This window comes from Streptomyces sp. NPDC086989 (genome assembly GCF_044745505.1).
Classification (GTDB): Bacteria; Actinomycetota; Actinomycetes; order Streptomycetales; family Streptomycetaceae; genus Streptomyces.
This window is the reverse complement of sequence record NZ_JBIVAL010000011.1, coordinates 1-19,810: the sequence shown is the minus strand read 5'-3', so window position 1 is coordinate 19,810 and position 19,810 is coordinate 1. Positions and strand designations below refer to the sequence as shown.

At 68.3% G+C, this 19,810-nt stretch carries 19 protein-coding genes and 7 pseudogenes; 12 read left to right on the top strand and 14 right to left on the bottom strand.

The window, feature by feature from the left end; genetic code table 11:
* Nucleotides 1–18: 18 nt before the first annotated feature.
* Nucleotides 19–270 (top strand): annotated as a pseudogene (locus tag ACIPK4_RS25800) (hypothetical protein); the annotation flags it as partial.
* Between the two features lie 311 nt (nt 271–581).
* Here the strand turns inward: ACIPK4_RS25800 and ACIPK4_RS25795 are convergent.
* Both ACIPK4_RS25795 and ACIPK4_RS25790 read right to left on the bottom strand, forming a co-directional pair.
* On the bottom strand, nt 582–872 hold the full coding sequence (locus ACIPK4_RS25795; protein ID WP_402316335.1) for a hypothetical protein: 291 nt from the start codon (nt 870–872) through the stop codon (nt 582–584).
* Nucleotides 862–1,083 (bottom strand): hypothetical protein, encoded by a 222-nt coding sequence (locus tag ACIPK4_RS25790; protein ID WP_402316332.1) that lies wholly within the window; start codon nt 1,081–1,083, stop codon nt 862–864. The genes ACIPK4_RS25795 and ACIPK4_RS25790 overlap by 11 nt, the downstream gene beginning before the upstream one ends.
* Before the next feature lie 144 nt (nt 1,084–1,227).
* Here ACIPK4_RS25790 and ACIPK4_RS25785 point away from each other — a divergent pair.
* Nucleotides 1,228–1,428, top strand: a pseudogene (locus ACIPK4_RS25785) (transposase); the annotation flags it as partial.
* Nucleotides 1,429–1,565: 137 nt separating this feature from the next.
* On the opposite strand, the gene ACIPK4_RS25780 reads toward ACIPK4_RS25785, so the two are convergent.
* From ACIPK4_RS25780 to ACIPK4_RS25770, 3 genes are all read right to left on the bottom strand, one after another.
* On the bottom strand, nt 1,566–2,015 hold the full coding sequence (locus ACIPK4_RS25780) for a hypothetical protein (protein ID WP_402316329.1): 450 nt from the start codon (nt 2,013–2,015) through the stop codon (nt 1,566–1,568).
* Nucleotides 2,016–2,127: 112 nt separating this feature from the next.
* Entirely contained in the window at nt 2,128–3,108 is a 981-nt protein-coding gene (locus ACIPK4_RS25775) for a hypothetical protein (protein ID WP_402316326.1), read from the bottom strand.
* A gap of 6 nt (nt 3,109–3,114) precedes the next feature.
* Nucleotides 3,115–3,969, bottom strand: coding sequence for a hypothetical protein (locus ACIPK4_RS25770; RefSeq protein WP_402316323.1), 855 nt, complete (start codon nt 3,967–3,969; stop codon nt 3,115–3,117).
* Between the two features lie 194 nt (nt 3,970–4,163).
* On the opposite strand from ACIPK4_RS25770, the gene ACIPK4_RS25765 reads away from it, so the two are divergent.
* Nucleotides 4,164–4,963 (top strand): IS5 family transposase gene (locus ACIPK4_RS25765; RefSeq protein WP_402316865.1). Its coding sequence is split into 2 segments (ribosomal slippage): nt 4,164–4,512 and nt 4,512–4,963, totalling 801 coding nucleotides; the frame shifts between segments, so codons are not numbered across the junction.
* Here ACIPK4_RS25765 and ACIPK4_RS25760 read toward each other — a convergent pair.
* Entirely contained in the window at nt 4,935–5,945 is a 1,011-nt protein-coding gene (locus ACIPK4_RS25760; protein ID WP_402316320.1) for a DUF6571 family protein, read from the bottom strand. The genes ACIPK4_RS25765 and ACIPK4_RS25760 overlap by 29 nt on opposite strands.
* 530 nt (nt 5,946–6,475) lie before the next feature.
* On the opposite strand from ACIPK4_RS25760, the gene ACIPK4_RS25755 reads away from it, so the two are divergent.
* The 4 genes from ACIPK4_RS25755 to ACIPK4_RS25740 all read left to right on the top strand — a co-directional run bounded on the left by ACIPK4_RS25755 (nt 6,476) and on the right by ACIPK4_RS25740 (nt 8,486).
* Nucleotides 6,476–7,123: a hypothetical protein gene (locus tag ACIPK4_RS25755; protein ID WP_402316317.1), complete on the top strand. Its 648-nt coding sequence runs from the start codon at nt 6,476–6,478 to the stop codon at nt 7,121–7,123.
* The gene (locus tag ACIPK4_RS25750; RefSeq protein WP_402316314.1) at nt 7,120–7,257 is read left to right on the top strand and encodes a hypothetical protein; all 138 of its coding nucleotides are present in this window, start codon (nt 7,120–7,122) and stop codon (nt 7,255–7,257) included. Before ACIPK4_RS25755 ends, ACIPK4_RS25750 begins: the two co-directional genes overlap by 4 nt.
* A gap of 564 nt (nt 7,258–7,821) precedes the next feature.
* Complete coding sequence (locus ACIPK4_RS25745; protein WP_283458999.1) at nt 7,822–8,088, top strand: hypothetical protein; 267 nt, start codon at nt 7,822–7,824, stop codon at nt 8,086–8,088.
* Nucleotides 8,088–8,486 (top strand): hypothetical protein, encoded by a 399-nt coding sequence (locus ACIPK4_RS25740; protein ID WP_402316311.1) that lies wholly within the window; start codon nt 8,088–8,090, stop codon nt 8,484–8,486. The genes ACIPK4_RS25745 and ACIPK4_RS25740 overlap by 1 nt, the downstream gene beginning before the upstream one ends.
* A gap of 719 nt (nt 8,487–9,205) precedes the next feature.
* Here ACIPK4_RS25740 and ACIPK4_RS25735 read toward each other — a convergent pair.
* The 4 genes and pseudogenes from ACIPK4_RS25735 to ACIPK4_RS25720 form a co-directional block, all read right to left on the bottom strand.
* Nucleotides 9,206–9,655, bottom strand: coding sequence for a hypothetical protein (locus tag ACIPK4_RS25735; RefSeq protein ID WP_402316308.1), 450 nt, complete (start codon nt 9,653–9,655; stop codon nt 9,206–9,208).
* 599 nt (nt 9,656–10,254) lie between these two features.
* Entirely contained in the window at nt 10,255–11,841 is a 1,587-nt protein-coding gene (locus tag ACIPK4_RS25730) for an ISL3 family transposase (RefSeq protein WP_402316862.1), read from the bottom strand.
* A 206-nt stretch (nt 11,842–12,047) separates the two neighbouring features.
* Nucleotides 12,048–12,371 (bottom strand): hypothetical protein, encoded by a 324-nt coding sequence (locus tag ACIPK4_RS25725; RefSeq protein WP_402316305.1) that lies wholly within the window; start codon nt 12,369–12,371, stop codon nt 12,048–12,050.
* A gap of 92 nt (nt 12,372–12,463) precedes the next feature.
* Nucleotides 12,464–12,556, bottom strand: a pseudogene (locus ACIPK4_RS25720) (antibiotic biosynthesis monooxygenase); the annotation flags it as partial.
* Between the two features lie 724 nt (nt 12,557–13,280).
* Here ACIPK4_RS25720 and ACIPK4_RS25715 point away from each other — a divergent pair.
* From ACIPK4_RS25715 to ACIPK4_RS25705, 3 genes and pseudogenes are all read left to right on the top strand, one after another.
* Nucleotides 13,281–13,547, top strand: a pseudogene (locus ACIPK4_RS25715) (muconolactone Delta-isomerase family protein); the annotation flags it as partial.
* A gap of 69 nt (nt 13,548–13,616) precedes the next feature.
* Nucleotides 13,617–13,961, top strand: a complete 345-nt coding sequence (locus ACIPK4_RS25710) for a YybH family protein (protein WP_402316859.1) — start codon at nt 13,617–13,619, stop codon at nt 13,959–13,961.
* Between the two features lie 343 nt (nt 13,962–14,304).
* Nucleotides 14,305–14,394: pseudogene (locus ACIPK4_RS25705) on the top strand (IS630 family transposase); the annotation flags it as partial.
* Between the two features lie 28 nt (nt 14,395–14,422).
* Here the strand turns inward: ACIPK4_RS25705 and ACIPK4_RS25700 are convergent.
* Nucleotides 14,423–15,295, bottom strand: coding sequence for an SDR family oxidoreductase (locus ACIPK4_RS25700; protein WP_402316302.1), 873 nt, complete (start codon nt 15,293–15,295; stop codon nt 14,423–14,425).
* Nucleotides 15,296–15,469: 174 nt separating this feature from the next.
* Here ACIPK4_RS25700 and ACIPK4_RS25695 point away from each other — a divergent pair, with 174 nt between their 5' ends.
* Complete coding sequence (locus ACIPK4_RS25695) at nt 15,470–15,844, top strand: winged helix-turn-helix transcriptional regulator (RefSeq protein ID WP_402316299.1); 375 nt, start codon at nt 15,470–15,472, stop codon at nt 15,842–15,844.
* 241 nt (nt 15,845–16,085) lie between these two features.
* Here the strand turns inward: ACIPK4_RS25695 and ACIPK4_RS25690 are convergent.
* A pseudogene (locus ACIPK4_RS25690) lies at nt 16,086–17,247 on the bottom strand (IS3 family transposase).
* Between the two features lie 473 nt (nt 17,248–17,720).
* On the bottom strand, nt 17,721–18,488 hold the full coding sequence (locus ACIPK4_RS25685; RefSeq protein ID WP_402316297.1) for a GNAT family N-acetyltransferase: 768 nt from the start codon (nt 18,486–18,488) through the stop codon (nt 17,721–17,723).
* Between the two features lie 106 nt (nt 18,489–18,594).
* On the opposite strand from ACIPK4_RS25685, the gene ACIPK4_RS25680 reads away from it, so the two are divergent.
* Nucleotides 18,595–18,951: a hypothetical protein gene (locus ACIPK4_RS25680; RefSeq protein WP_402316294.1), complete on the top strand. Its 357-nt coding sequence runs from the start codon at nt 18,595–18,597 to the stop codon at nt 18,949–18,951.
* A gap of 33 nt (nt 18,952–18,984) precedes the next feature.
* Here the strand turns inward: ACIPK4_RS25680 and ACIPK4_RS25675 are convergent.
* Nucleotides 18,985–19,792 (bottom strand): annotated as a pseudogene (locus ACIPK4_RS25675) (IS5 family transposase).
* Nucleotides 19,793–19,810 lie beyond the last annotated feature (18 nt).

The window sequence follows — 19,810 nt, the reverse complement described above, 5'->3', positions numbered from 1 at the left end:
CGGTGGTGATCGGCCTGATTGTTCTCGCCAACAGGTGGCTCAAGCGACGCTGAGCCCGGCTGCGCGACGGAACCGGCGGTCCACGACGACCCGAACCCGGGCGCACGGCCCGGGCGCACGTACGCCGAGCTCGTCGGCGGCCCGCTCGACGGGCTGCTGCTCGACATCATCGGCTGGCCGGCGGACGAGATCCAGACCGGCGCCGCGCTGATGACCGAGCTCGGCCGGTTCGGCGCCGACGGCCGAGCCCTACACGCCCCGCGTCCCGGCCCTTGTCGTCAGCAAAGCTCGGCGAGATCGAGGATGCCCTCCGTGCCGGTGGACTCGAGCAGGCAGCGCACCAGGCTGCTTGATCAGGCAACGAGTGGGGGTCGACCTCCCAGCGAAGGCCCTTCTCGCTGCGGGTGCGGGTGCGGGCGCGGGCCTGGCCGCGGTGGGCCTGGCGGCTGGCGACGTGGTGACCGAGCGGCAGGCCGAACTGGAAAATACGAAGCCCCCGGCCGAGACCTGGGGCTTCGTCGTGGCCCAGAGCCTTCGGGCCTCACGAGGCCCTCTGCTTCTTGCGGCCCTGCCAGAGGGCTTTACCAGGCGCCGGTTATGGGTGTGTCGCCCGGGTTGCCGAAGCGCTTGTTGTAGATCACCGTGTCGGAGTCCTTCGCGGCACCCATGAAGTCGGAGGTCGCGGGGTGGTAGACGCCGATCTTGTCGGTGCCGTCGCCGTTCCAGTCACCCGTGATCGGGGTGTCGCCCGCGACTCCCATCCTGCGGATCACTGCCACCGAGGCGTTGTCGTTGCTGAGGTAGAAAGTCTGGTCGCTCGGGCGGTACACACCGAAGGTGTCCTTGCCGTCGGCGTTCCGGTCACCGGTCAACGGGACGTCTCCCGATGTACCGAAACCCGAACAGCCAGCCAGTCCACCCCGACGTGTTCGAGATGTAGAACACCAACTCACCCTGCCGGTACACACCCGCGGTGGTCGGCGTGTCGTCGACGATTTTGCCGTAGCGGAGTGCCTTGTAGTCGCCGTTGGGGTGGCCATCGTTGGTGGAGGCGTTGATGGACATGCCGGTGACGCGCTTCACCGGGGTCGAACCGAAGCTGTAGTACGAGAACTTGGTGTGCGCGTCGTCGTCCCACTTGTCGAAGAGGATGACGTGGTCGTAGTAGCTGTTGAGAACGTCACCGGCCCTGAGCTGGCTGCGGGAAATCTCGCGGGTGTCGGCGCTGTCCCCGTCGCCCGCAAGGGCATCGAGTCGAGCGAACGATTAGGACGTCGGCGGTGGGTGATCGAGCGCACGATGTCCTGGCTGACCGGCTACCGACGACTCGACCACCGCTACGAGCGACACCCCCGCAACTACCTGGCCTTCATCGGCCTCGCCGCAGCCATCTGCTGCTACAAACGCCTCCTCCGCCTCACCACATAGGACACGGTCTAAATCCTGGAGCTGGAACGGACGGAGCCCGCACGCCGACCCCTTGTTCGGCGAGGGGGCATACGGGTTCCAGGTGGAAGGAAATCATGGTGATCGGCGCTGAAGACCAGGCCGCGCAGCAACTCCCCTCACGGCAGGTCGGTACGTCCCAGCCATGCCGGTTTCACCGGCACGCCATCCTCGTCGCGCTCCACCGCCACCGCTACCGACGGTGGCGGTGGCGGCGGCGGGAGCTCCCGCGTCGTGGCCGGCAGCACCTCAGCCGCGACTGGCTCATCGCTGACCCGTTCCGCTGGTGCAGGGCGGTCGGTGTCGTCCAGGAGTTCGGCAGCGTAGAAGCGGGTGGCGTGGGACTGCCACGCGCCGTCGACAACCAGCAGAAATCCATCACCGTCGCGGAAGAGGCGGCGACGCTTGGGGCTCCTGGGGTGCTCCGGAGTGTAGGCGCGCGCCCGCCTCTCCAACTCCGCCAGAGCCATCTCACGCCCACCCTCCACGTGCGCCATCACGTAGGCCTCGGTGTGTTTGTGCTCGCCCAAGCCGACCGTTGTTTCCAGGATCAGTCCCCACGTCGCCATGGCCGGCTCCCTTCCCCATTTCCATCCGCAGTAGCAGAACGGCAGATGTGATGCATTGTGCTGGCCTTCCTCGGCAGCGGGCTGCGAGGTTCTCCGGTCTCCTTCGCCGTTGCTACGGTGTGGGGCAGCCGAATTTGGCCCTTGCCTCCTTGGCGAAGGCGTTGAACAGGTCACTTGGGGTGGGCGCGCCGGTTCCTAGGGACTCGGTGTACCGGGGGCCAGGCTCCATGGCGAAGTAGGTGGCCTTGCCGGCGCAGTCGGACACGATGTGGGTGGCATCGAATCCGTGCCCGGTGAATCCCTGGGACTTACGGATGCCCTCGATGACGGCTGGGTCCCGGGTCACCGAGAAAGTGGCGTACGCCGCCTTCCCGCCCTCGGCGGTAGCCGTGCCGCAGGACCAGCTGACGTCGGAGACCTGAACGGTCTCCAAACGGACTCCCGGCACGGTGAAACCAGGCAGGCCACACACACCGCTGGCCACGGCCGGGCGCTGGCGCATCACCGGAGCGATGCGAGCCGGGGCCGCCAGCCGGGCGGTCGGGGCGCAGCCGGCGCGGTCCCTGACCCGGTTGGCTGTGCCAGTCAGCAGAGCGACAAGTTTCGCGGTGTCGGCGCTGTCCGGTGCGTATGCCTCGACCAGCCCCGCCTGGCGGTCCGTACAGGCCGCTGGGAGAAACACCCAGGCTCGGCCGGAGGCAGCGCCGCCGCCCGGGAAGAACGACACGGCCGAGGCGTCGGGCCAGCGGCCGCCGGTGAAGGCAAAGTCGCCGCGCTCGCTGGTTCCCTGGATGTGGAGGGTCTGCTTGTCGGAGCCCGGCAGCACCGCCGCCTTGCGCTCGATGACACAGTCGAACTGGGTCTTTCCGTCGTCGGCGCCGGACCGCGGGCCTTGGCGGTCAGATATCCTGCCGGCGCCCGTGAGTACGGCCTTGGCAGACTCCGCAGTCACCACGCCGCCGCAGAGGGCCGAGTCGCCGAACGCGTTCGTGTTCAGCCACAGATGCAGACCGCCCAGAGCGGCCACCGCGGTGACGGCGGCGACGAGCGTCTTGCGGGGGAACTTGGCTGCCCGCTGCGGGGTGGTGGTCATAGAGCTTCACTTCCTCGTGCGGAGCGCGGAGTACGCGTCCTCGCGGCCGGTGATGTAACTCTGTTTGGCCTCGCCCCTGGCGTGTTCGTGCGCCACGGACCCATTGGCGCCCTGCCCGGTCGCGAAGGAGTCGATCAGGGAGTTTGTCGCACCCACTCCGGCTGCGGCGTCCGTGCTCTCTTTTTTGAGTGCCATGGCCTCGTGCTCGGCCGCGACGTCTTTGGACCATTCGTAGGTGGCGGCGTCGATCATGCGTTGCGCCGGGTCGCCGATGATCGGGAGCTGGGTGATGAGGCCGCCGAAGCCGTGGTAGCCGTACCGGGCGGCGTCGTTCATGTTGCCGATCTTTGTGTCCCGGTCGTCGAGAGTGATGTCGGAGCCGATGGCGTTCATGGCCCCGAAGACCTCGCCGACGTGGCGGGCGCGGTTGTCCCAGTCGCCGACGACGTTGCCGGCCTCGCCCGGTCCGGCGGGCTTGGCGTGGGTGAGGTACTCGGCGGAGTATCGGCGTTCCGATTCGTACATCACGTCGTAGGCGGTGATGGGCTGGCCGGTGGGGCCCGTTCCGACCTCGCCGTCGGCGACGCCGCGCATGACGCGGAGCAGGCTGTGCTTGCCGCTGGTGATGCTGGACTCGTCGCCGTGAGCGGTGATGCCGTCTTGGCCGACGGGGCTGCCGGGCGACGTGCCGCTGAGAATGGCGTGGGTGTCGGCTGTGTAGTCGACCAGGGCGCGGCCCAGGGGCGCCTTGAGGTTGTCGGCGATGGTGTCGCCCTTGCCGTCGGCGTCCAGGATGGAGATGGTCTGCTGCATGACCCGCGCCTCGGCCTCGGAGTGGTGGCCGTAGTTTGCCGCTGCCACACCCGGTTCCCTGCCCGTGGTGGAGGCTTCCAGTGCCAGGCCGAGACCGGTGCGGGCGTCCTTGCCCTCGGACTCAAGCTCGCTGTGGGTCTCGCGATCACCCTGCCACAAGAGCGAGTCGTCGAACTTCCAGTCGCGGTCCTTAAGACGTCATCTCATTTGGACGTTTGGGTAGGCTGTCGTTCGTGGTGGGGATCGTTGAGCGGCTGGTGCCGGATGAGTTGTGGGACCTGTTTCAGCGGGTGGTGCCTGAGGCGCCGTCGAGGCCTCAGGGCGGTGGCCGGCGTCGGCACGGTGACCGGGAAGTGCTGGCGGCGATCGTGTTCGTCGCGACCTCGGGTTGCACCTGGCAGCAGCTGCCCGCGGCGTCGTTCGGACCGTCGGGCGCTACCGCCCATCGGCGCTTTTCGGAGTGGTCGAAGGCCAGGGTCTGGGCCAAGCTCCACCGCCTGGTCCTCGACGAGCTCGGTGCCCGCGGGGAGCTGGACTGGTCGCGCTGCGCGATCGACTCGGTGAACATGAAGGCCTTGAAAAGGGGGACCTGACAGGTCCGAATCCTGTCGACCGGGGCAAGTTCGGATCGAAGATCCATTTGATCACCGAGCGGACCGGTCTGCCCCTGTCCGTCGGGATCTCCGGCGCGAACATGCACGACAGCCTCGGTCTTGAACCACTTGTGCGGGGCATCCCGCCGATCCGGTCCCGGCGAGGACCCCGTCGGCGGCGTCCAGGCAAGCTTTATGCGGACAAAGGCTATGACTATGCCCACCTGCGACGATGGTTACGCGGACGCGGCATCACCCACCGCATCGCCCGCCGCGGCATCGAGTCCTCACAGCGACTGGGCCGCCACCGCTGGACCGTCGAACGCACTATGGCCTGGCTCGCCGGCTGCCGCCGCCTCCACCGCCGCTACGAACGCAAAGCCGAGCACTTCCTCGCCTTCACCAGCATCGCCTGCACCCTCATCTGCTACCGCAGACTGGCCAAATGAGATGACCTCTAAGCAGGTACTGGAGGTTGTCGTTCTTGTGGCCCGGTCCCGGGTCCAGGTACGAGGTTGCGGCTTCGGGGTTCTTCGACATGATTCCGAGGACCCCGTCGAGGGGGTCGTGGGCGAACCCGCTCTTTTCGGCGCCGCTCAAGTCACCGCTGAGGTCCCAGACGTTCGGGTCCCCTCCCTGCTTCTTGTCTTCGACCTTGCGGATGTCCGAGGCCAGATCGTGTAGGAACGGGGTGGAGTAGCCGTCCCCGTTCTGCATGAGGGTGACCAGGCTCTGGTAGCCGCGGACCTTCTGGCCGTGTTCCCGGCTGAGGACGTTGGGTGCGTCGCCGACCTGTTTGAGGTCGTAACTCTCCAACCCGGCCTTGTTCAAGTGCGTGCGGAAGTTCTTGTAGAAGTCGGACTTCGGGTCCTGCATCGCGTTCGACAGCGAGTTGGCCAGGCCCTTCTGCAGGTCCAGGTAGCGCTGCTTGTTGCCCTTGTCGTCACCGTACGCGTGATCGTTGAGCTTGTTGGTGAACTTGAGGGTGTTGTCCGCGCCCATCCCGTTCAGGAAGGTCTGGGTGAACTCCGGCCGCGAGGAGTTGTCGCGGAAGGAACGATTCAGCTCCGCGTAGTCGTAGGCGACGTTCCCTTGCCCCGAGACCGTCATACCGGCCTTGATCGCGTCGTCCCGTGCGCTCTCGACCCTCTTCTTGAGGTCGGCGAACTGAGTGTGGGCATCCCGTAACAGGCTGGCGACGGCCTTGGCCTGGATCTGGGCTGCGGAATACTCGTAGCGGGTGGCAGCGAAGCTCGTACGGGCCACGCCGGCACTGACACCGGTCCAGCTCTGTCCCATGCTGATCTTCTGGACACTGTCACCGTAGCGGGTTTCGACCTTCTTCAGCTCGCCGGCCATGGAGTCCCACTTGTCTGCCGCCGTGGTCAGCAGGCCCAGGTCCGTCGTCATCACTTTGTAGTACGTCAGCATTCGTTCCCCCTAGAGCCCGTTGACCTTCGACCGATCGGCCGGAACTGGTCACCCAGGCCGATGTCATTGCGTACGAACAGGCCCGGGGCGCCCGGCAGGGCGCTCTTCCCGGATCCGAGGCGGCCCATCAGGACCTTGACCTGCCTGTCCCACGTGTCCGCTCTTCTTCAGGCCCGGTGTGGTGTCCCAGCCCTCGAAGCCCTTCAGGGTGCTGTCGGTCGCCTCGTCCGCGTGCCCGTGGCGGTCTTGGTGTTCGGCTGGAGCTCGATCTCGCTCGTGTTCGCTGCCGCCGACTTTTCGGCGGGCGTGGACCCCAAGTCCCCGACCCCCAGGCGCCAAAGGCCCCACAGGGGCCCCTGGTCCGGTGCCCCGCTCGCGCAAAGGCCGGCTCACTGCGGACACCCCACCAGCGTACGACCGATGGCTGGCGGCGATCGCGCCGCGTCCCCGAGGCCCGCGCCCAGGGCCCGCGCACGCCGATCGACCCGGCGAAGGTCGGCCGGTCCTCGGTCCGGCGCCGCGCCCGGGGCATGACGCACGGCGAAGCCGTCCAGGCGCTCGCCGATGCCGAGCTCGATGCGCACCTGGACCGCCGGTACGAAGTGGCGGCCGACCACAGCGACCGCCGCGCGGCCGAGCTCGCCGAGTGGCGGCGCATCGGGCAGCTCCTCGCGGTGACCGGCGGCCCGTACGACCCCAACGACGACGCGGTCGTCCAGGAGGAGGTCGCCGAAGTCCGGCGCCGCGTAGAAGTCGAGCGGCAGCGCCGCCAAGAGCAGCAACAGGTAGCCGTCCGGGCCGACGAACTGGCAGCCCTCGCCGGGGCCGGCCGACTCGATCGGACCGTGGCGAGCGGGCCCAGGGACGAAGCCGCCCGCGAGCTGGCCGACCGGGGCGACTACCGCGCCGGGGCGGTCGACGACAGGCTCGCCCGCGCCCTCGCTGACCGCGCAGGCCACTACGCCGACCCGGGCGCCCGTACGGCCGCCGCCGCCCTGCTGCCCGCGCCGGTGCGGGCGAGCGCCGCGCTGTTCGCCGCCCTCGCCCGCACCGGCGCCCCGGCCGCCGACGGTGACCTCGAGTTCGTCGGCCGTCTCGCCCAGGCCGACCCGGCCGCCACGGCCGCGCTCGCCGCGTGGCTCGACACCGCGGCCGCGGTGAAGGGCGGCACTGCGTGAGCCCGGCGGACGATGTGGTGGCCGCCTGGAGCGAGCACAGCACGGTCGGCCACCACTACGAGGACCTGCTCGCCGGCGGCCGTGTCATCGCCTGGACCGAACCGCCGCTTCGGCGAGACCCGGTACCCCGGTGAGGACGACCCCGACCACAACCCGATCTCCTCCTGCCCCGGGCAGTGGCCACTCGCCTTTTGCCCGGAATGCGCCGGCTGCTCCAGCTGCGAGCAGTGCCCATGCAGCCACCCGCGCCTGGCGTGGGGTTCACACTGAGCGACAACAACACCTCACAACACCCTGCCGAGCCGCCCTGTGAGCTGTGAGCCGACATGCGGCTTTCCACCCTCTCTTTCCTATGCGGCAGGGGCCTGTTTTCCCTGGTGAACAGGCTGCGGCGCACGCTGTGAGAGCCAGGCCCGCAACCCAGTCGATCATCACCCTCCGTTCGCAACCCCGCCGTGCAACGCACCGCGCAACAGACTCCCGCAACACGGTGTAACAGCCACCTGTTGCGGGCCTGACCTGCATGAACGCCTTTCCCAGGACGTGATCAGACGTGTTGCACCCCTGCATTGCACCCTCGGCCCGCCCGCGCCGGTGCCGACGCGCATTGCACGTTGGCTTTCCACCCTGACCACACCGGCGCAACGGGACGAACCGGAACCCTCCCAGCGCTCCTCTACTCGCAGTAGAGTCGAAGGATGGCAGACGAAACGAGCATCAAGGTCAGCGCTGCGACACGTGACCGCCTGGCCCTGCTGGCGGCCGAGAACAACACCACGATCCGCAATCTGGTCGAGGCACTCGCCGAGAGCCGGCCCACCCAGTCCGAGTTCGAGGAGCGCGCCGCCCAGGCCCGCGCCGAGCTGGCCTCCATCCTGGGCACGGTGCCCAGCGCGGAGGCCGAGGCGAAGGCGCGCGGCCTGCTGGAGCGCCTGGGCGCGAGCCAGGACTCGGCGGCTGCGTAGTGGCGGCCATCGCCGTCATTCTGGACCACACGGCTGCCACCGCCCTGCACGACCCTAAGGACCCGTTCAACGAGGCTGTTGCGGCCTTCTACGTCCAAGCCTCCGGCGGACTCGGCACGCTCTACGCCCCGGCGCTCTCCCTCACCGCCGGCGACACCGAGCGCCCCGGCCTGCTGGCGTACGTCCACGGCCTCCGGTTCATCGAGATCGAACCGTTCGACACTGCGGCCGCGCTCGCCGCCACCGAGCTCCTGCACGCCGGCCATTCCTGGGCTGCCGTACACGCCATCCACGCCGCCCGACCGTCTGCGGACTTCCCCTCCGGCCGCTACCTGCTCACCTTGACTCCTGAGGCGTATGAGAACACCGGCGTCCGGGCCGTCCACCCCGACCAGTAGCCAGCCAATCCGAAGAACATCTGCCGCACCCCTGGTGCTGCATACGTCGAAGCCTGACTGCAGCGGCCCCGAAGTCGATCGGCTTCGGGGCCGCTGCCGTGTCTGCTGCTCGGTAGCTGGTGGAGGTGGTCCGGTGTGCCGGGGTGTGCCGGAGAGCGATGACATTCGGAGCCCGGCCCAGGCGGCACACGGGTGCTGCTCGGGTAACAGGTGGTGCTGAGAGGGCGGCAGGAGGTGTACCAAACGGTCGTTTGGTTGCTGCTGCAGAACGTGAACAAAGCCAGCCCGGATGTTGGCGCCGAGGAGCTGGCCGTCTTGGACCAGACGTCGGGCGCGGTAGGTCTCGCCGTCCTCTGGGGAGAGGTCGCCGATCAGATACTGCCGGGCGCCGGAGCCGACTGCCTGCGGCTGCGGGACCGCCAAGGAGGCGGAGGAGCCGGCCAGGCCGGACCTGTCGGCGGGGCCGGTCCAGTCGGCGGGGCCGGTCCAGTCGAGCTGGCCATGCAGAGGTCCGCCCACGGCTCTGCGCTGGCTGCGCGAGCGCTAGGAACGCGCTCATGCCCTGGCCGGCCGTACGGACGGCAGCCCTGCTGGAAGCCGCCCCTGCGTCGTTGTCCGGACCTCTTCTGCGGTCGTCCTGCGCCGTGATCCGGCGCAAGACGACCGCACACCCCGCGGTAGCGCTCCCGCCACGCCCCTACGCCCAGGGCATCCGGCCTTTATGCCGCTCGCCCCGATGCAGGTCCCGGGTCCGGTGAGCGTGGGTCGTCGATGTCGACCGACACCTCGAACCCCGAGGTCGATGTGAAGGTAGCGACGGTTCCCAACAGCCGGATCCGGCCGAATGGATTGGATTCCGCGAAGAACATCGCCCACATCAGGGACCGGTCCGCAGTCAGACGTGCGACGAACCCCTCCGATCCGTACGAGCCCTCACCGCCCCAGAGCAGCCCTTTCTCGCCCAGGTCCACAGCGGCGAGTCCATCGACGGAAGACACCCAGGACGGATCGCTTTCCAGCACTTCGTCGAGGTCGAAGGAGGCAAGAACCGCGAAGCCCGTGGGCGTGTCGGGGACGAGGGCGACTTCGTACGAGTGCCCGTCGGCGTAGTGGAGCGCGTCCTTGATGGGGAGCTCGAAGTCTTCCCAGAGTCGTTCGATCGCAGTCATCTATTCTTGCACTTCCCGTTGCGCACGTGCTGAGGCCTTTCCTGGAGTTCGGCCGGGGAACCGGCTCGCCAAGTTCGTTTCGGTTCCGCGCGGAATTCATGCGCCTTCTGAATTGCTCTGCCCAGGTCCGCCCAGTCGTCGAATCCGGGTGCACGGCGTTCGGGTCGACGCGCTCGATGATGACCGGCCTCCCCACTTCGCGCGCCGCATCGAGCCTTCGGTTGTCGTACGACACCAGCTGACCGTCCACTTCCATGACCTTCAACGCTGTACCGGGGCGCTGCCAGTCCCACTCCCCGGAGCGCATCTTGTCCACGTAGTCGTTCGGGGACACGGTGCGCTGGGAAAAGTTGATGTCCTCCGGGTTGGTCATTCCGGCTCCCCGGCGAGCCCCAGGTGGTCAGCCCAGCTGTGCGGGTTAGGAACGTACGCCCCCGCGTTGGGGGCCGGCACCAGTCCGCGCGGGTCGGGTGTGGTGTAACGGGCGGTCTCCGGATCGTAGTGCCCGAAGTAGTTGAGTGGAGGCCGGGAACGGCGCGATCTCGTTCGTGTCGGCGTACAAGTGAACGTGGCTCTGGCAAGATTTTCGTAGGCGGAGATCATCTCGGAGGTACGGTCGCCTGGTCCGCATGGCGTCGGCGGAGGTGGGCCATCAGGACGACGCGGTGGCGGAGGAGACGGACACCGGCTCGTCCGGCCATGAGGCGTTTCTGCAGCTTGACGTCGGTGATGCGACCTTCGTTGACTCCTGAGTTGTAAGACGTCGTGATGCCCTGAGCGACTGCATGTCGGTCTTCGTGGAGGGCTCTGGCAAGGCCGACAAGTGGTGCCAATCCGCTCCTTTTGAGATCGCCCAGCCAGCCTGGCAGGGGTGTCGCGTCGCGGTTGTCGAGCATGGTGGCGAAGCGGCGGACCAGGTCGTGGGTGAGCTTGAGTTCGGGGCAGTGGTCGAGGAGGCGGGGAAGTCGCTCGTTGATGTGCAAGCTGCGGCGGTGCGGATGAGTGGTGATCCAGCGGGCCGTTTCACGAGGTGAGGGCGGTCGCTCGCGTGGCTCGTCGATGGGCAGGCCTCGGCGAAGTGGTGCGACGGCCATCTTCACGCGCTGGTAGTGGCCGAGGTAGCCCTTGGCCTGCAGTTCTTCGTGCAGGACCTTCGCGCTGTGCTGTCCTTCGTCCCATCGTTGACGCAGGTAGTGGAGGTAGGGATCCAGCGTGGAGGGCTTGCGGGGCGGCCGGCGCACGACTTCCTGCCAGGTGCGGGCTCGGGCGTATTTGCGAACGGTGCGGCGGTCCAGGCCGAGCTCGCGGGCCACGGAGCTGTGGCTCCGGCCGGTGCGGGTCAGGGCGTGGACCGCTTCGAACAGGCTCCGGGCATGGCGGCCGGCCCGGCTGTCCGCTGCGGCGTTGTCGGTGGTCTCCTCGACTGGTAGGTGACTGTCTTCACTGACCGCGGGCAGGGCTGCGGGCAGGCATCCACGGTGGGTGGAGGCGATGTCCTGAACGCGGCGGGACAGGCCTTGCCAGAGGTGAAAACGGTCGCTGATCTGCACGGCTTGGGGGGCGCCGGCGGTGATGCCCTGCCGGTAGGTGAGGGAGCCGTCGCGGCAGACGACCTCGATGCCGGGGTGCTCGCCAAGCCACCGGCTGAGCTGTTCGGCATCGCGTCCTTCCCAGAGGGTCAGCGGGAGCCGGGTGGTGGCGTCGACCAGGAGGGTTCCGTAGGTGCCTCCGTAGAGAGCGAAGTCGTCGACCCCCAAGACCTGGGGCGTGACCAGCGGCGGAAGTGGCACACGCATCAGCTGCGGCAGGAGCGCAACCCGGGAAAGCTTGATGCTCAGGATCCGAAGCATCCGGGATCCGCCCCGGCCTGCCAGGACCACGCCGACGTCCTCGACCAGGGACTGCAGTCGGGGTGTCCGCCGCTGGTAGCGCTTGGTCAGGCCGGGTACTTGTTCGGCGAAGGTCACCTTCGGGCAGGTCGTGTTCTCGCAGTACAGGCGGCGTACGGACAGGTCGATGCGCAAAGGCCGGCCGGCGAGCGTGACGTCGGCGAGGCGTCGCGCGTAGCGGCTGTGGCACCACTCGCTGAGCTGACCGCATCCCGTACATCCCGCCGGTTCACCGGATCTCGTGCGGGCACGGACCGCCACCACCGCATCGGATACCTCAACCGAAACCACCTGCACGTCGGTCAACTGCGGTAACAGGCCCACCAGTTCAACAGAGCACAGTCACAGGCTGCCCACCATGCGGACCAGGCGACCGTACCTCCTAGATGATCTCCGCCTACGAAAATCTTGCCAGAGCCCCGAACGTGGCCAGTGAGGTACAGCGATACGTCCCCACCCTGGAGGAGATCGTCGTATGTGGGGAGGCAGGGTCATTCGAGCTCTCAGGTCCGCGAGGTTGCCAACCACCGTTCGGCGCGGCCCTGCTTGTCGGAGTCTCCGGAGCGGCAGGCATGCGCCAGCAGGCGGGCGCGGAGCGGTTCGGGCAGGCGGGCGACGTCCCGCTTCTGGCGTGAGCGGGTCTTCCAGCCCACGAGATGGCGCACGGCCCCGGCGTCGTGCCGCTCCTCGGCCCGTGGGTCTGCCAGGGCGGCGGGCAGGTCGGCGATCGGCACCCTGCTGAGCAGTTCGCCGGGCACGCACTGGTGGACGGGGTATCCGGAGCAGCGGCCACTACCGGATCCGTACTCCTTCCAGCCCGGCGGCATCGCACGATGGTGGCGGCCTGGTCCATGTGCACTCGGGCTTCGGGGTCGGTGCGCATGGCCCAGTAGTGCTCTTCGGATTCCCACTGGGCGTAGTTGATGACGCGTTCGCCGTCTTGGCTGGCGTGGAAGTTGGCGCAGATGAAGCCGGGCTGGTGCTTCATGGTCGTCTCGGTGGCGTGCGCCAGGAGCGCGATCAGCTCCTGCTGGCGCTCGGGGGCGACGGTGAAGACGTTGATCAGCGTCGCGACCCCTTCGGATCACCGCACCGCTCGAACTCCACCGCACCGCGCTGCAGCAGGCCGCCGCCCCCGCCACCGAATCCGCCAGCTCCGCCGAGCGCAAGGCCCACCGCGTCTACGCCACCCGCATCACGGCCGCGACCTGATCATCAGGGGCTTACCGCTAATGACGTCCCATCGATCCCCGAAGCCGAAGTCGTTGCCGTCCTGAAAAGGGCCGGGTACCGGGAGGAAGCAGAGGAAGGGCTGCGCGTGCTGCCCGACCCGGTCGACCTGGACCGCCTCGCGGCATGGGGCCAGGAACACGGAATCACCAGGGACGGACTCATCAGTCGGCTGGGCGGCAGTTCCTGAGCTACGAGTCGACCAGAACGGCCTGCCCTCGTCGAGAGCAGGCCTGGCGACCGTGGTTCTCGGACCCAAGCGTCGATCTACAGCCGGCAGGCCCGGCGGGCTCGCGGGCTTCAGGGCGGCACAGGCCGTTGGCTCACTAGGCGAAGGCCTCCAGGGCGGCGGGGTGGTACTCGCGAAGCAGGGTGCCGAGCTGACGAGGCCGTCTGGGGGCTTGCTCGTCAGGACCGCCCGATCTGGCTGAAGCAGACTGGGTAGAGGCGCGTCGGTCAACCGCACGGCGGGCTCCCGTACGGCCAGCTCCCCGAAAGAGGTGATCATGGAATTCCTCGTCACGATGACCACCCACGTCCCGGACGGGACCCCGGAGCAGGCTGTCGAGGACATCCGCGCTCGCGAGGCCGCACGGGCGCGTGAGCTCGCGACGCAGGGACACCTGCTCCGCCTGTGGCGCCCTCCCCTGCGACCGGGCGAGTGGCGCACTCTCGGGCTCTTCGCCGCTGCCGACGGCGGTCGGCTCGAGGAGGTCCTGGCCTCCATGCCGCTGCGCATCTGGCGCACCGACGAGGTCACCCCGCTCTCGCCCCACCCGAGCGACCCCGGCCACGCTGGCGGCGCCACGACTCCGACGAGCAGCACAGCGGACAACGGGAAGATCCTTCGTGGCGTCCTCGACGAGTGGAAGGCCGCCGTCGATGCGCACCAGCCCGAGCAGGCCGCCTCCTGCTTCGCCGAGGACGCGATCTTCCAGGGCCTCCATCCGTATACCGTCGGTCGCCGCGGCATCGCCGACTACTACGGCTCCCAGCCGCTCGGGATGACCGCCGACTACCGGATCCTCGAAACCAGGCAGCTGGTCCACGGTGTGGTGCTCGGCTACACGAGTGTCGACTTCTCGTTCACCGACCGGCCGACGCTCACGGTGAACCTGAGCCTGGTGGTCAAGCAGGCGGCCGACCGCTGGTACATCAGCCACTACCAGGTATCCAAGCTCGGTTGACGCCGGCCCGCCAGGTCGCCGCCACGCTCGCCCTCTCAGGGGATTCCGATCCTGGCCACCTGCGCCACGTGGTCAGAAACTCCATCGGCACGCGGCGGACGGTAGCCGCCAGCCGACTGCCTCATACGATCTTCGGTTGAAGTCGATCGGGCCGGACGATGGCGGTCCGCGGGCCCTGCGGTCGCAGGGGCCGGCATCGCTGCCGAGGCTGAGCCAGGAGCAGTTCGCGCAGCTGGAGGCGGAGCTGGCCAAGGGGCCGGCCGAGCATGGCTGGGAGGACCAGCAGCTGGACACTGGCGCGGATCAAGACGGTGATCGGTTGGCGCTTTCACATGGCCTACACATCCGGCGCGGCCTACGGCACATCCAGTACCGCAGCGAACTCAGAGACGGCTGCCTCGCCGAGACCGGCCTGACGATCAGACCCACCTGAGCAACCCGGCCACGTCACGAGTTCAACCTCAGTGATGCAAGGCGGCCGCGAGTGCCTCGGCCAGGGTTACGGGCGGGCGGCCGATCAGGCGGCGCAAGTCGCCAGAGTCGGTGTACATCTCGCCGCGGTTCATACCGCGGTCAGCGTCGGCGAGGACCTCAGCCAGCTCGGCGGGTAGGCCCGCGGAGGCCAGTACCTGGGCGAAGTCGGCCACCGGGAGGTCAGCGTAGGTAACCTGCTTTCCGGCCGCAGCGGAGATCGCGGCGGCGAGCTCAGTCAGAGTGAAGGATTCGTCGCCGCCGAGCTCGTACACGGCGCCGGTGTGGCCTTCAGCGGTGAGGACGACCGCTGCGGCCTCGGCGTAGTCGGCGCGGGACGCGGCGCTGATCCGCCCCTCGCCTGCGGCGCCGACGACCGCGCCGTTCTGCAGGATCTGCGGCAGTTGGCTGGTGTAATTCTCCAGGTACCATCCGTTGCGCAGCAGCACGCTGGGGATTCCGCGGTCCCGCAGATACGCCTCGGTCTCGCCGTGCGTGGCACCGATGACGGTGGTGGCCGTGTCCGCGTGCGTCGTGCTCGTGTACGCCACTAGCGACACGCCTGCGGACGCCGCGGCGTCGATCACGCGGCGGTGGTTGGCGACCCGCTCGCCCACAGGGACCGAGGCCGAGATCAGCAGCAGCCTTTCCGCCCCCGCGAATGCCTCGGCCAGGCCGTCGGTGTCCGCGAAGTCGGCGCGGCGTACCGTGATGCCTCGGTCGGCCAAATCCTTGATCCCGGCGATGTCCCGGCCGGTCGCGATGATGTCCGCGGCCGGGATCCCGCGCCGCAGCAGTGCCTCGACGGTGAGCCTGCCCAGCTGGCCGGTGGCTCCGGTGACGACGATCGACATGATGGTCATTCCTTCCTTCCGCGCGTGCCTCGCACGCCTGCCGCGGTCCGTCCGCCGCGGGATGAAACACAGAATGACCTGGACACTCTCTGTTGGGGAGTAGCCACTTCTTGGTAGGGTACTTACCGCAGCGAAAGCATTGAGGTGAGCCGTATGGTTGCTGTCGAGAATGTGACCGGGCCCATGCCGTCATTCGATCCGTACGAGCGCGGCTGCCCGTCGCGGGACCTGCTCGACCAGATCGGCAGCAAGTGGGCGGTCCTCGTGCTCGGCGAACTCGGCCGGAACGGGACCTCCCGGTTCGGCCAGCTCCGGCAGGCGCTGGCGGGCGTGAGCGAGAAGATGCTCACCCAGACGCTGCGCACCCTCGAACGCGACGGGCTGGTCAGGCGGACCGTCTACCCAGAGGTGCCGCCGCACGTGGAGTATGAGCTGACTGCGCTCGGCCAGACGCTACGGGAACCGCTGAAGGCGCTCACGGAGTGGTCCGTGCTGCACATCGAAGAAGTCATCGCCGCCCGCGAAGAGTACGACGACCGCACTGAGCGCACCAGGTAGTCAGCGGCGGCCAGTGGTCTGGTCATAGACGGCCGCCTCGCCGAGACCGGCCCGACAATCAGACCCGCCTAAGCCACCCGGCGACATCACGAGTTCAACCTCAGTAAGCCCTTTGTATCGGGCGGCCCGCTCACCCGTTGGCTGTGCGCCGTGGCGGTCATCGTCCCCGTGGCTTTATACGTCAGTAGCGAGAGCGCCTTTTGCTCGGGGGGGCTGATGCAGGTTCGGGTGACAGGTTGACTCACGCGGCCCGGAGGGCCGGTGTGGTCATGATGGTCTCGAATTCGACGGGGGTCAGTCGGCCGAGTGTGGCTTGCCGGCGACGGCGGTGGTAGGTCCGATCGATCCAGGTCACGATCGCGATCCGTAGTTCCTCGCAGGTGGCCCACTTCCTGCGGTCGAGGACGTTCTTCTGCAGCAAGCTGAAGAAGGACTCCATGGCCGCGTTGTCGCCGGCTGCCCCGACCCTCCCTATCGACCCGGCCATCCGGTGGCGGTCAGCGCCCGGACGAACTTCCGGGACCGGAATTGCGAGCCGCGATCGGTGTGCAGGATGCATCCGTCGACGTTTTCACGCCGGGCCACGGCGTTGTCCAGGGCGGTCACCGCCAGGCGGGACTTCATCCGCGTGTCGATGGAGTAGCCCACGATCCGGTTGCTGAAGACATCCTTGATCGCGCAGAGATACAGCTTGCCGTCGCCGGTGGCATGTTCGGTGATGTCGGCGAGCCAGAGCCGGTTCGGGCCGGCCGCGGCGAAGTCACGACGCACGAGATCGTCGTGCACCGGCGGGCCGGCCTTCCTGCCCCGGCCTCGCTTCTTGCCGAACACGCTCCACCAGCGGTTGTCCCGGCAGATCCGCCACGCAGTCCGATCCGCCATCGCGGCCCCGGTGCTGCGGGCCTCATCGGCCAGGAAGCGGTAGCCGAACTCAGGGTCCTCACGGTGGGCACCGAACAACGCGTTCGCGCGATACGCCTCCTTGAGAACAGCGTCGGCCACCGGCTTGTCGAGCCACCGGTAGTAGGGCTGTCTGGCGAGCTTGAGCACCCGGCACGTCACCGTGACGGGCACCCCGTCCCCGGCCAGCTCCTTCACGAGCGGGTAGATCCTTTTCCCGGCAGATGCGCCTGCGACAGATAGGCCGCGGCCCGGCGCAGGACCTCGTTCTCCTGCTCCAGCAGCTTGATCCGCCGACGCGCCTCCCGCAGCTCCGCGCTCTCCTGGCTGGAGGTCCCGGGCTTGGAGCCGTCGTCGATGTCCGCCCGGCGCATCCACTTCCACAACGTCATCGGGTGGACTCCGAAGTCGGTGGCCACCTGCTCGACCGTCACACCCGGGCCGCGGTTCCTCGCGACCCGCACGACGTCCTGGCGGAACTCTTCCGGACAGGGCTTGGGCACAGCGACATCCTTCCCACCTGCCCCACAGGGCAAGCCAGTTCAGATGTCACCCGATCGTGCGGCAGACCCGTGATCAGTGCCGTGGTCGGTTCCGAGTCGCTGCCCCTGGGCCGTCGGCTGATCCGCCTGACGGTCGACCCATCCGCGAGCGGGGACACCGCACCACCGGACACCCCCCCCGCCGCACCCAGCGCCGGGTGGAGTGGTTGGAGCAGGCATTGGTGACCTGGCGGGTCAGGTCCTGGTTCCTGCTGGTACCGGGGCGAGGTCTTGGTCCTGGTCGCGGATGAGGGCGGCCGCTTTTTTCGGAGCAGCACGACGGCTGATGGCCCGCCTGGGAGGCTGGACGACCCACCTCTGAGCCCGAGGGCCATGCCCGGGCCGCGCGAGGGCCGCGGGGCGCGCCGCGCGTTCGTTGTTGGTCTCGTCCTTTCACACACCGGCCGGCGAGTGCCGGCGCGGCGGTGGCCGTGTCACTGGGAGGCCCACCAGGTGGAGGGTGCCGCGACGGTGTAGCCCAGGGACTCGTACAGCGGTCTGCCCAACTTCGAAGCGGTGAGCGTGAGCGGGAGGTGCGCGAGCGGGGCGAGGGAGCCGAGCATGACGGCCCGCCCCACGCCGCGGGACCGGAAGGACGGGGACGCGGCGATCCAGTAGTGGCTGCCGACGCCGTCGTCCACGACGCTGACGCCTGCTCCCACGGGCACGCCGTCGTGCCGGGCGACGAACACGTCCACGCCCGCCTGCTCGATCAGCCCCGCCGGGAACAGCTCGCCTGGGCGGTAGGGCTCGAATCCGTCCAGCTCGAAGCCCTCGATCACGATCCGCTCGGCGGCCTGGAGGTCCTCGGGCCGCACCACCCGGATCACCTCCAGCGCCGGTTCCGAGGCGGGCCCGGGCGGGCGCAGCATGACAGGCATCTGCCAGCTGCGCAGGCCCAGGTGGCTCAGGTCGGTCGAGCTGAACGGATCCTCTGCGTTCACCGAGCCCGCGGCCCGGCGTATCAGCTGGGCCACCTCGGCCAGCTCGTCCGGGTCGAGGACCGGCTCCTGGATCAGGATGCGCAGACCGGCGCGCGCGTCGCCGTCGACCGCGACGAACCCGGGGCGGCGGATGACCGCATGCCCCCGGCTTCGGCCGGTCGCGACCCAAAAGGCGGCGGAGTTACGGGCCTGACGCATCGGCGCATCGGTCAAGGTCAGGGAGAGGGGCTGACCTGCCGACGTGGATCTTGTTGTCATCGCACCTACGGTAGTACCCAACTTCCCTCTTTAGACGTCGTTTCTTTTGGGATGTCGATCTGCAAGGACTGGCGGGTTCGATGCTGATGACACAAGATCGGGTTCTATGTCCCAGGCTGCATATGTTCAGAACACGCACCTCCTGCGCACGAGCGCGTTCGATCTCTGGAGGCGGCTCAGGAGCCTTCTCGAAGGCCAGGGACTCGACCCGGCGACGACCGTGCTGGTCAACCTCTTCCCGGACGGGGGTGACCACGAGTTCGGCCAGTGCATAGATGAGGACGGCCGTGTCTACTCGTTCGACCTTGTCTACGACCGAGAGACACCGAAGGCGGAGAACAGGGCCGTCCTTCGCAACTGGACCGACGTCACCGACACATGGCAGCACCGTTCGTTCGCGGACGAGATCGCCAACGCCTTCATCTGGCGTCCACCATCGCGCAAGACCACCCTGCCTGCCTGATCACAGGCAAGGCGTCAACCGTGCCGTTCGGACTCACTGCCTGAGGCGGCGATTGCAGATAAGAACCGCTGCTATGCCAACGAAGGCGAGGAAGTGGTCGGCCTTGCGTTCGTAGCGGCGGTGCAGCCGTCGGCAGCCGGCCAACCAGGACACGGTTCTCTCGACCACCCAGCGGTGCCGACCCAGCCGCTGTGAGGACTCGATTCCCTTGCGGGCGATGCGGTGGCAGATGCCGCGTTTGCGGAGCCATCGGCGCAGGTGGTTGTAGTCGTAGCCCTTGTCGGCGTGCAGTTTCGCCGGGCGCCGGCGTCGGGGGCCGCGGCGGGAGCGGATGGGCGGGATACCCCGGACGAGCGGCTCCAGACCCTGGCTGTCGTGCATGTTCGCGCCAGAGATACCCAGGGACAGCGGCAGTCCGTTGCGGTCGGTGATCAGGTGGATCTTCGATCCGAGTTTGCCGCGGTCGGTCGGATTCGGTCCCGTCAAAGGCCCCCTTTTGCCGCCCGCAGGCTGACGGAGTCGATCGCACACCGCGACCAGTCCAGCTCACCCCGGGCACCGAGTTCGTCGAGGATCACACGGTAGAGCCGGGCCCAGACCCGGTCCCGGCTCCCTGGGCGAATCGTCGGTAGACCGTCTGCCAGGCCGGCCCGAACACCGGCGGCACCTGCCGCCAGGTGCAGCCCGACATCGCCACGAAGATGATCGCGGCCAGTGCCTGACGGTCACCCGCCAGGCTACGGCCGCCGCCCTGCGGGCGTATCACCTCAGTGGGTGGCACCACCCGCCGGAACAGCACCCACAACTCATCCGGCACCAACCGCTCAACCAGATCCGTCATGCACGGCTCAACGAACGA

Excerpts from the sequence above, each read along its gene's own strand:
- ACIPK4_RS25780 (WP_402316329.1), bottom strand. The coding sequence starts at position 2,015 with ATGGCGACGTGGGGACTGATCCTGGAAACAACGGTCGGCTTGGGCGAG.
- ACIPK4_RS25775 (WP_402316326.1), bottom strand. The coding sequence starts at position 3,108 with ATGACCACCACCCCGCAGCGGGCAGCCAAGTTCCCCCGCAAGACGCTC.
- ACIPK4_RS25760 (WP_402316320.1), bottom strand. The coding sequence starts at position 5,945 with ATGCTGACGTACTACAAAGTGATGACGACGGACCTGGGCCTGCTGACC.
- ACIPK4_RS25755 (WP_402316317.1), top strand. The coding sequence starts at position 6,476 with ATGACGCACGGCGAAGCCGTCCAGGCGCTCGCCGATGCCGAGCTCGAT.
- ACIPK4_RS25745 (WP_283458999.1), top strand. The coding sequence starts at position 7,822 with ATGGCAGACGAAACGAGCATCAAGGTCAGCGCTGCGACACGTGACCGC.
- ACIPK4_RS25735 (WP_402316308.1), bottom strand. The coding sequence starts at position 9,655 with ATGACTGCGATCGAACGACTCTGGGAAGACTTCGAGCTCCCCATCAAG.
- ACIPK4_RS25725 (WP_402316305.1), bottom strand. The coding sequence starts at position 12,371 with ATGCCGCCGGGCTGGAAGGAGTACGGATCCGGTAGTGGCCGCTGCTCC.
- ACIPK4_RS25700 (WP_402316302.1), bottom strand. The coding sequence starts at position 15,295 with ATGACCATCATGTCGATCGTCGTCACCGGAGCCACCGGCCAGCTGGGC.
- ACIPK4_RS25695 (WP_402316299.1), top strand. The coding sequence starts at position 15,470 with ATGCCGTCATTCGATCCGTACGAGCGCGGCTGCCCGTCGCGGGACCTG.
- ACIPK4_RS25685 (WP_402316297.1), bottom strand. The coding sequence starts at position 18,488 with ATGACAACAAGATCCACGTCGGCAGGTCAGCCCCTCTCCCTGACCTTG.
- ACIPK4_RS25680 (WP_402316294.1), top strand. The coding sequence starts at position 18,595 with ATGTCCCAGGCTGCATATGTTCAGAACACGCACCTCCTGCGCACGAGC.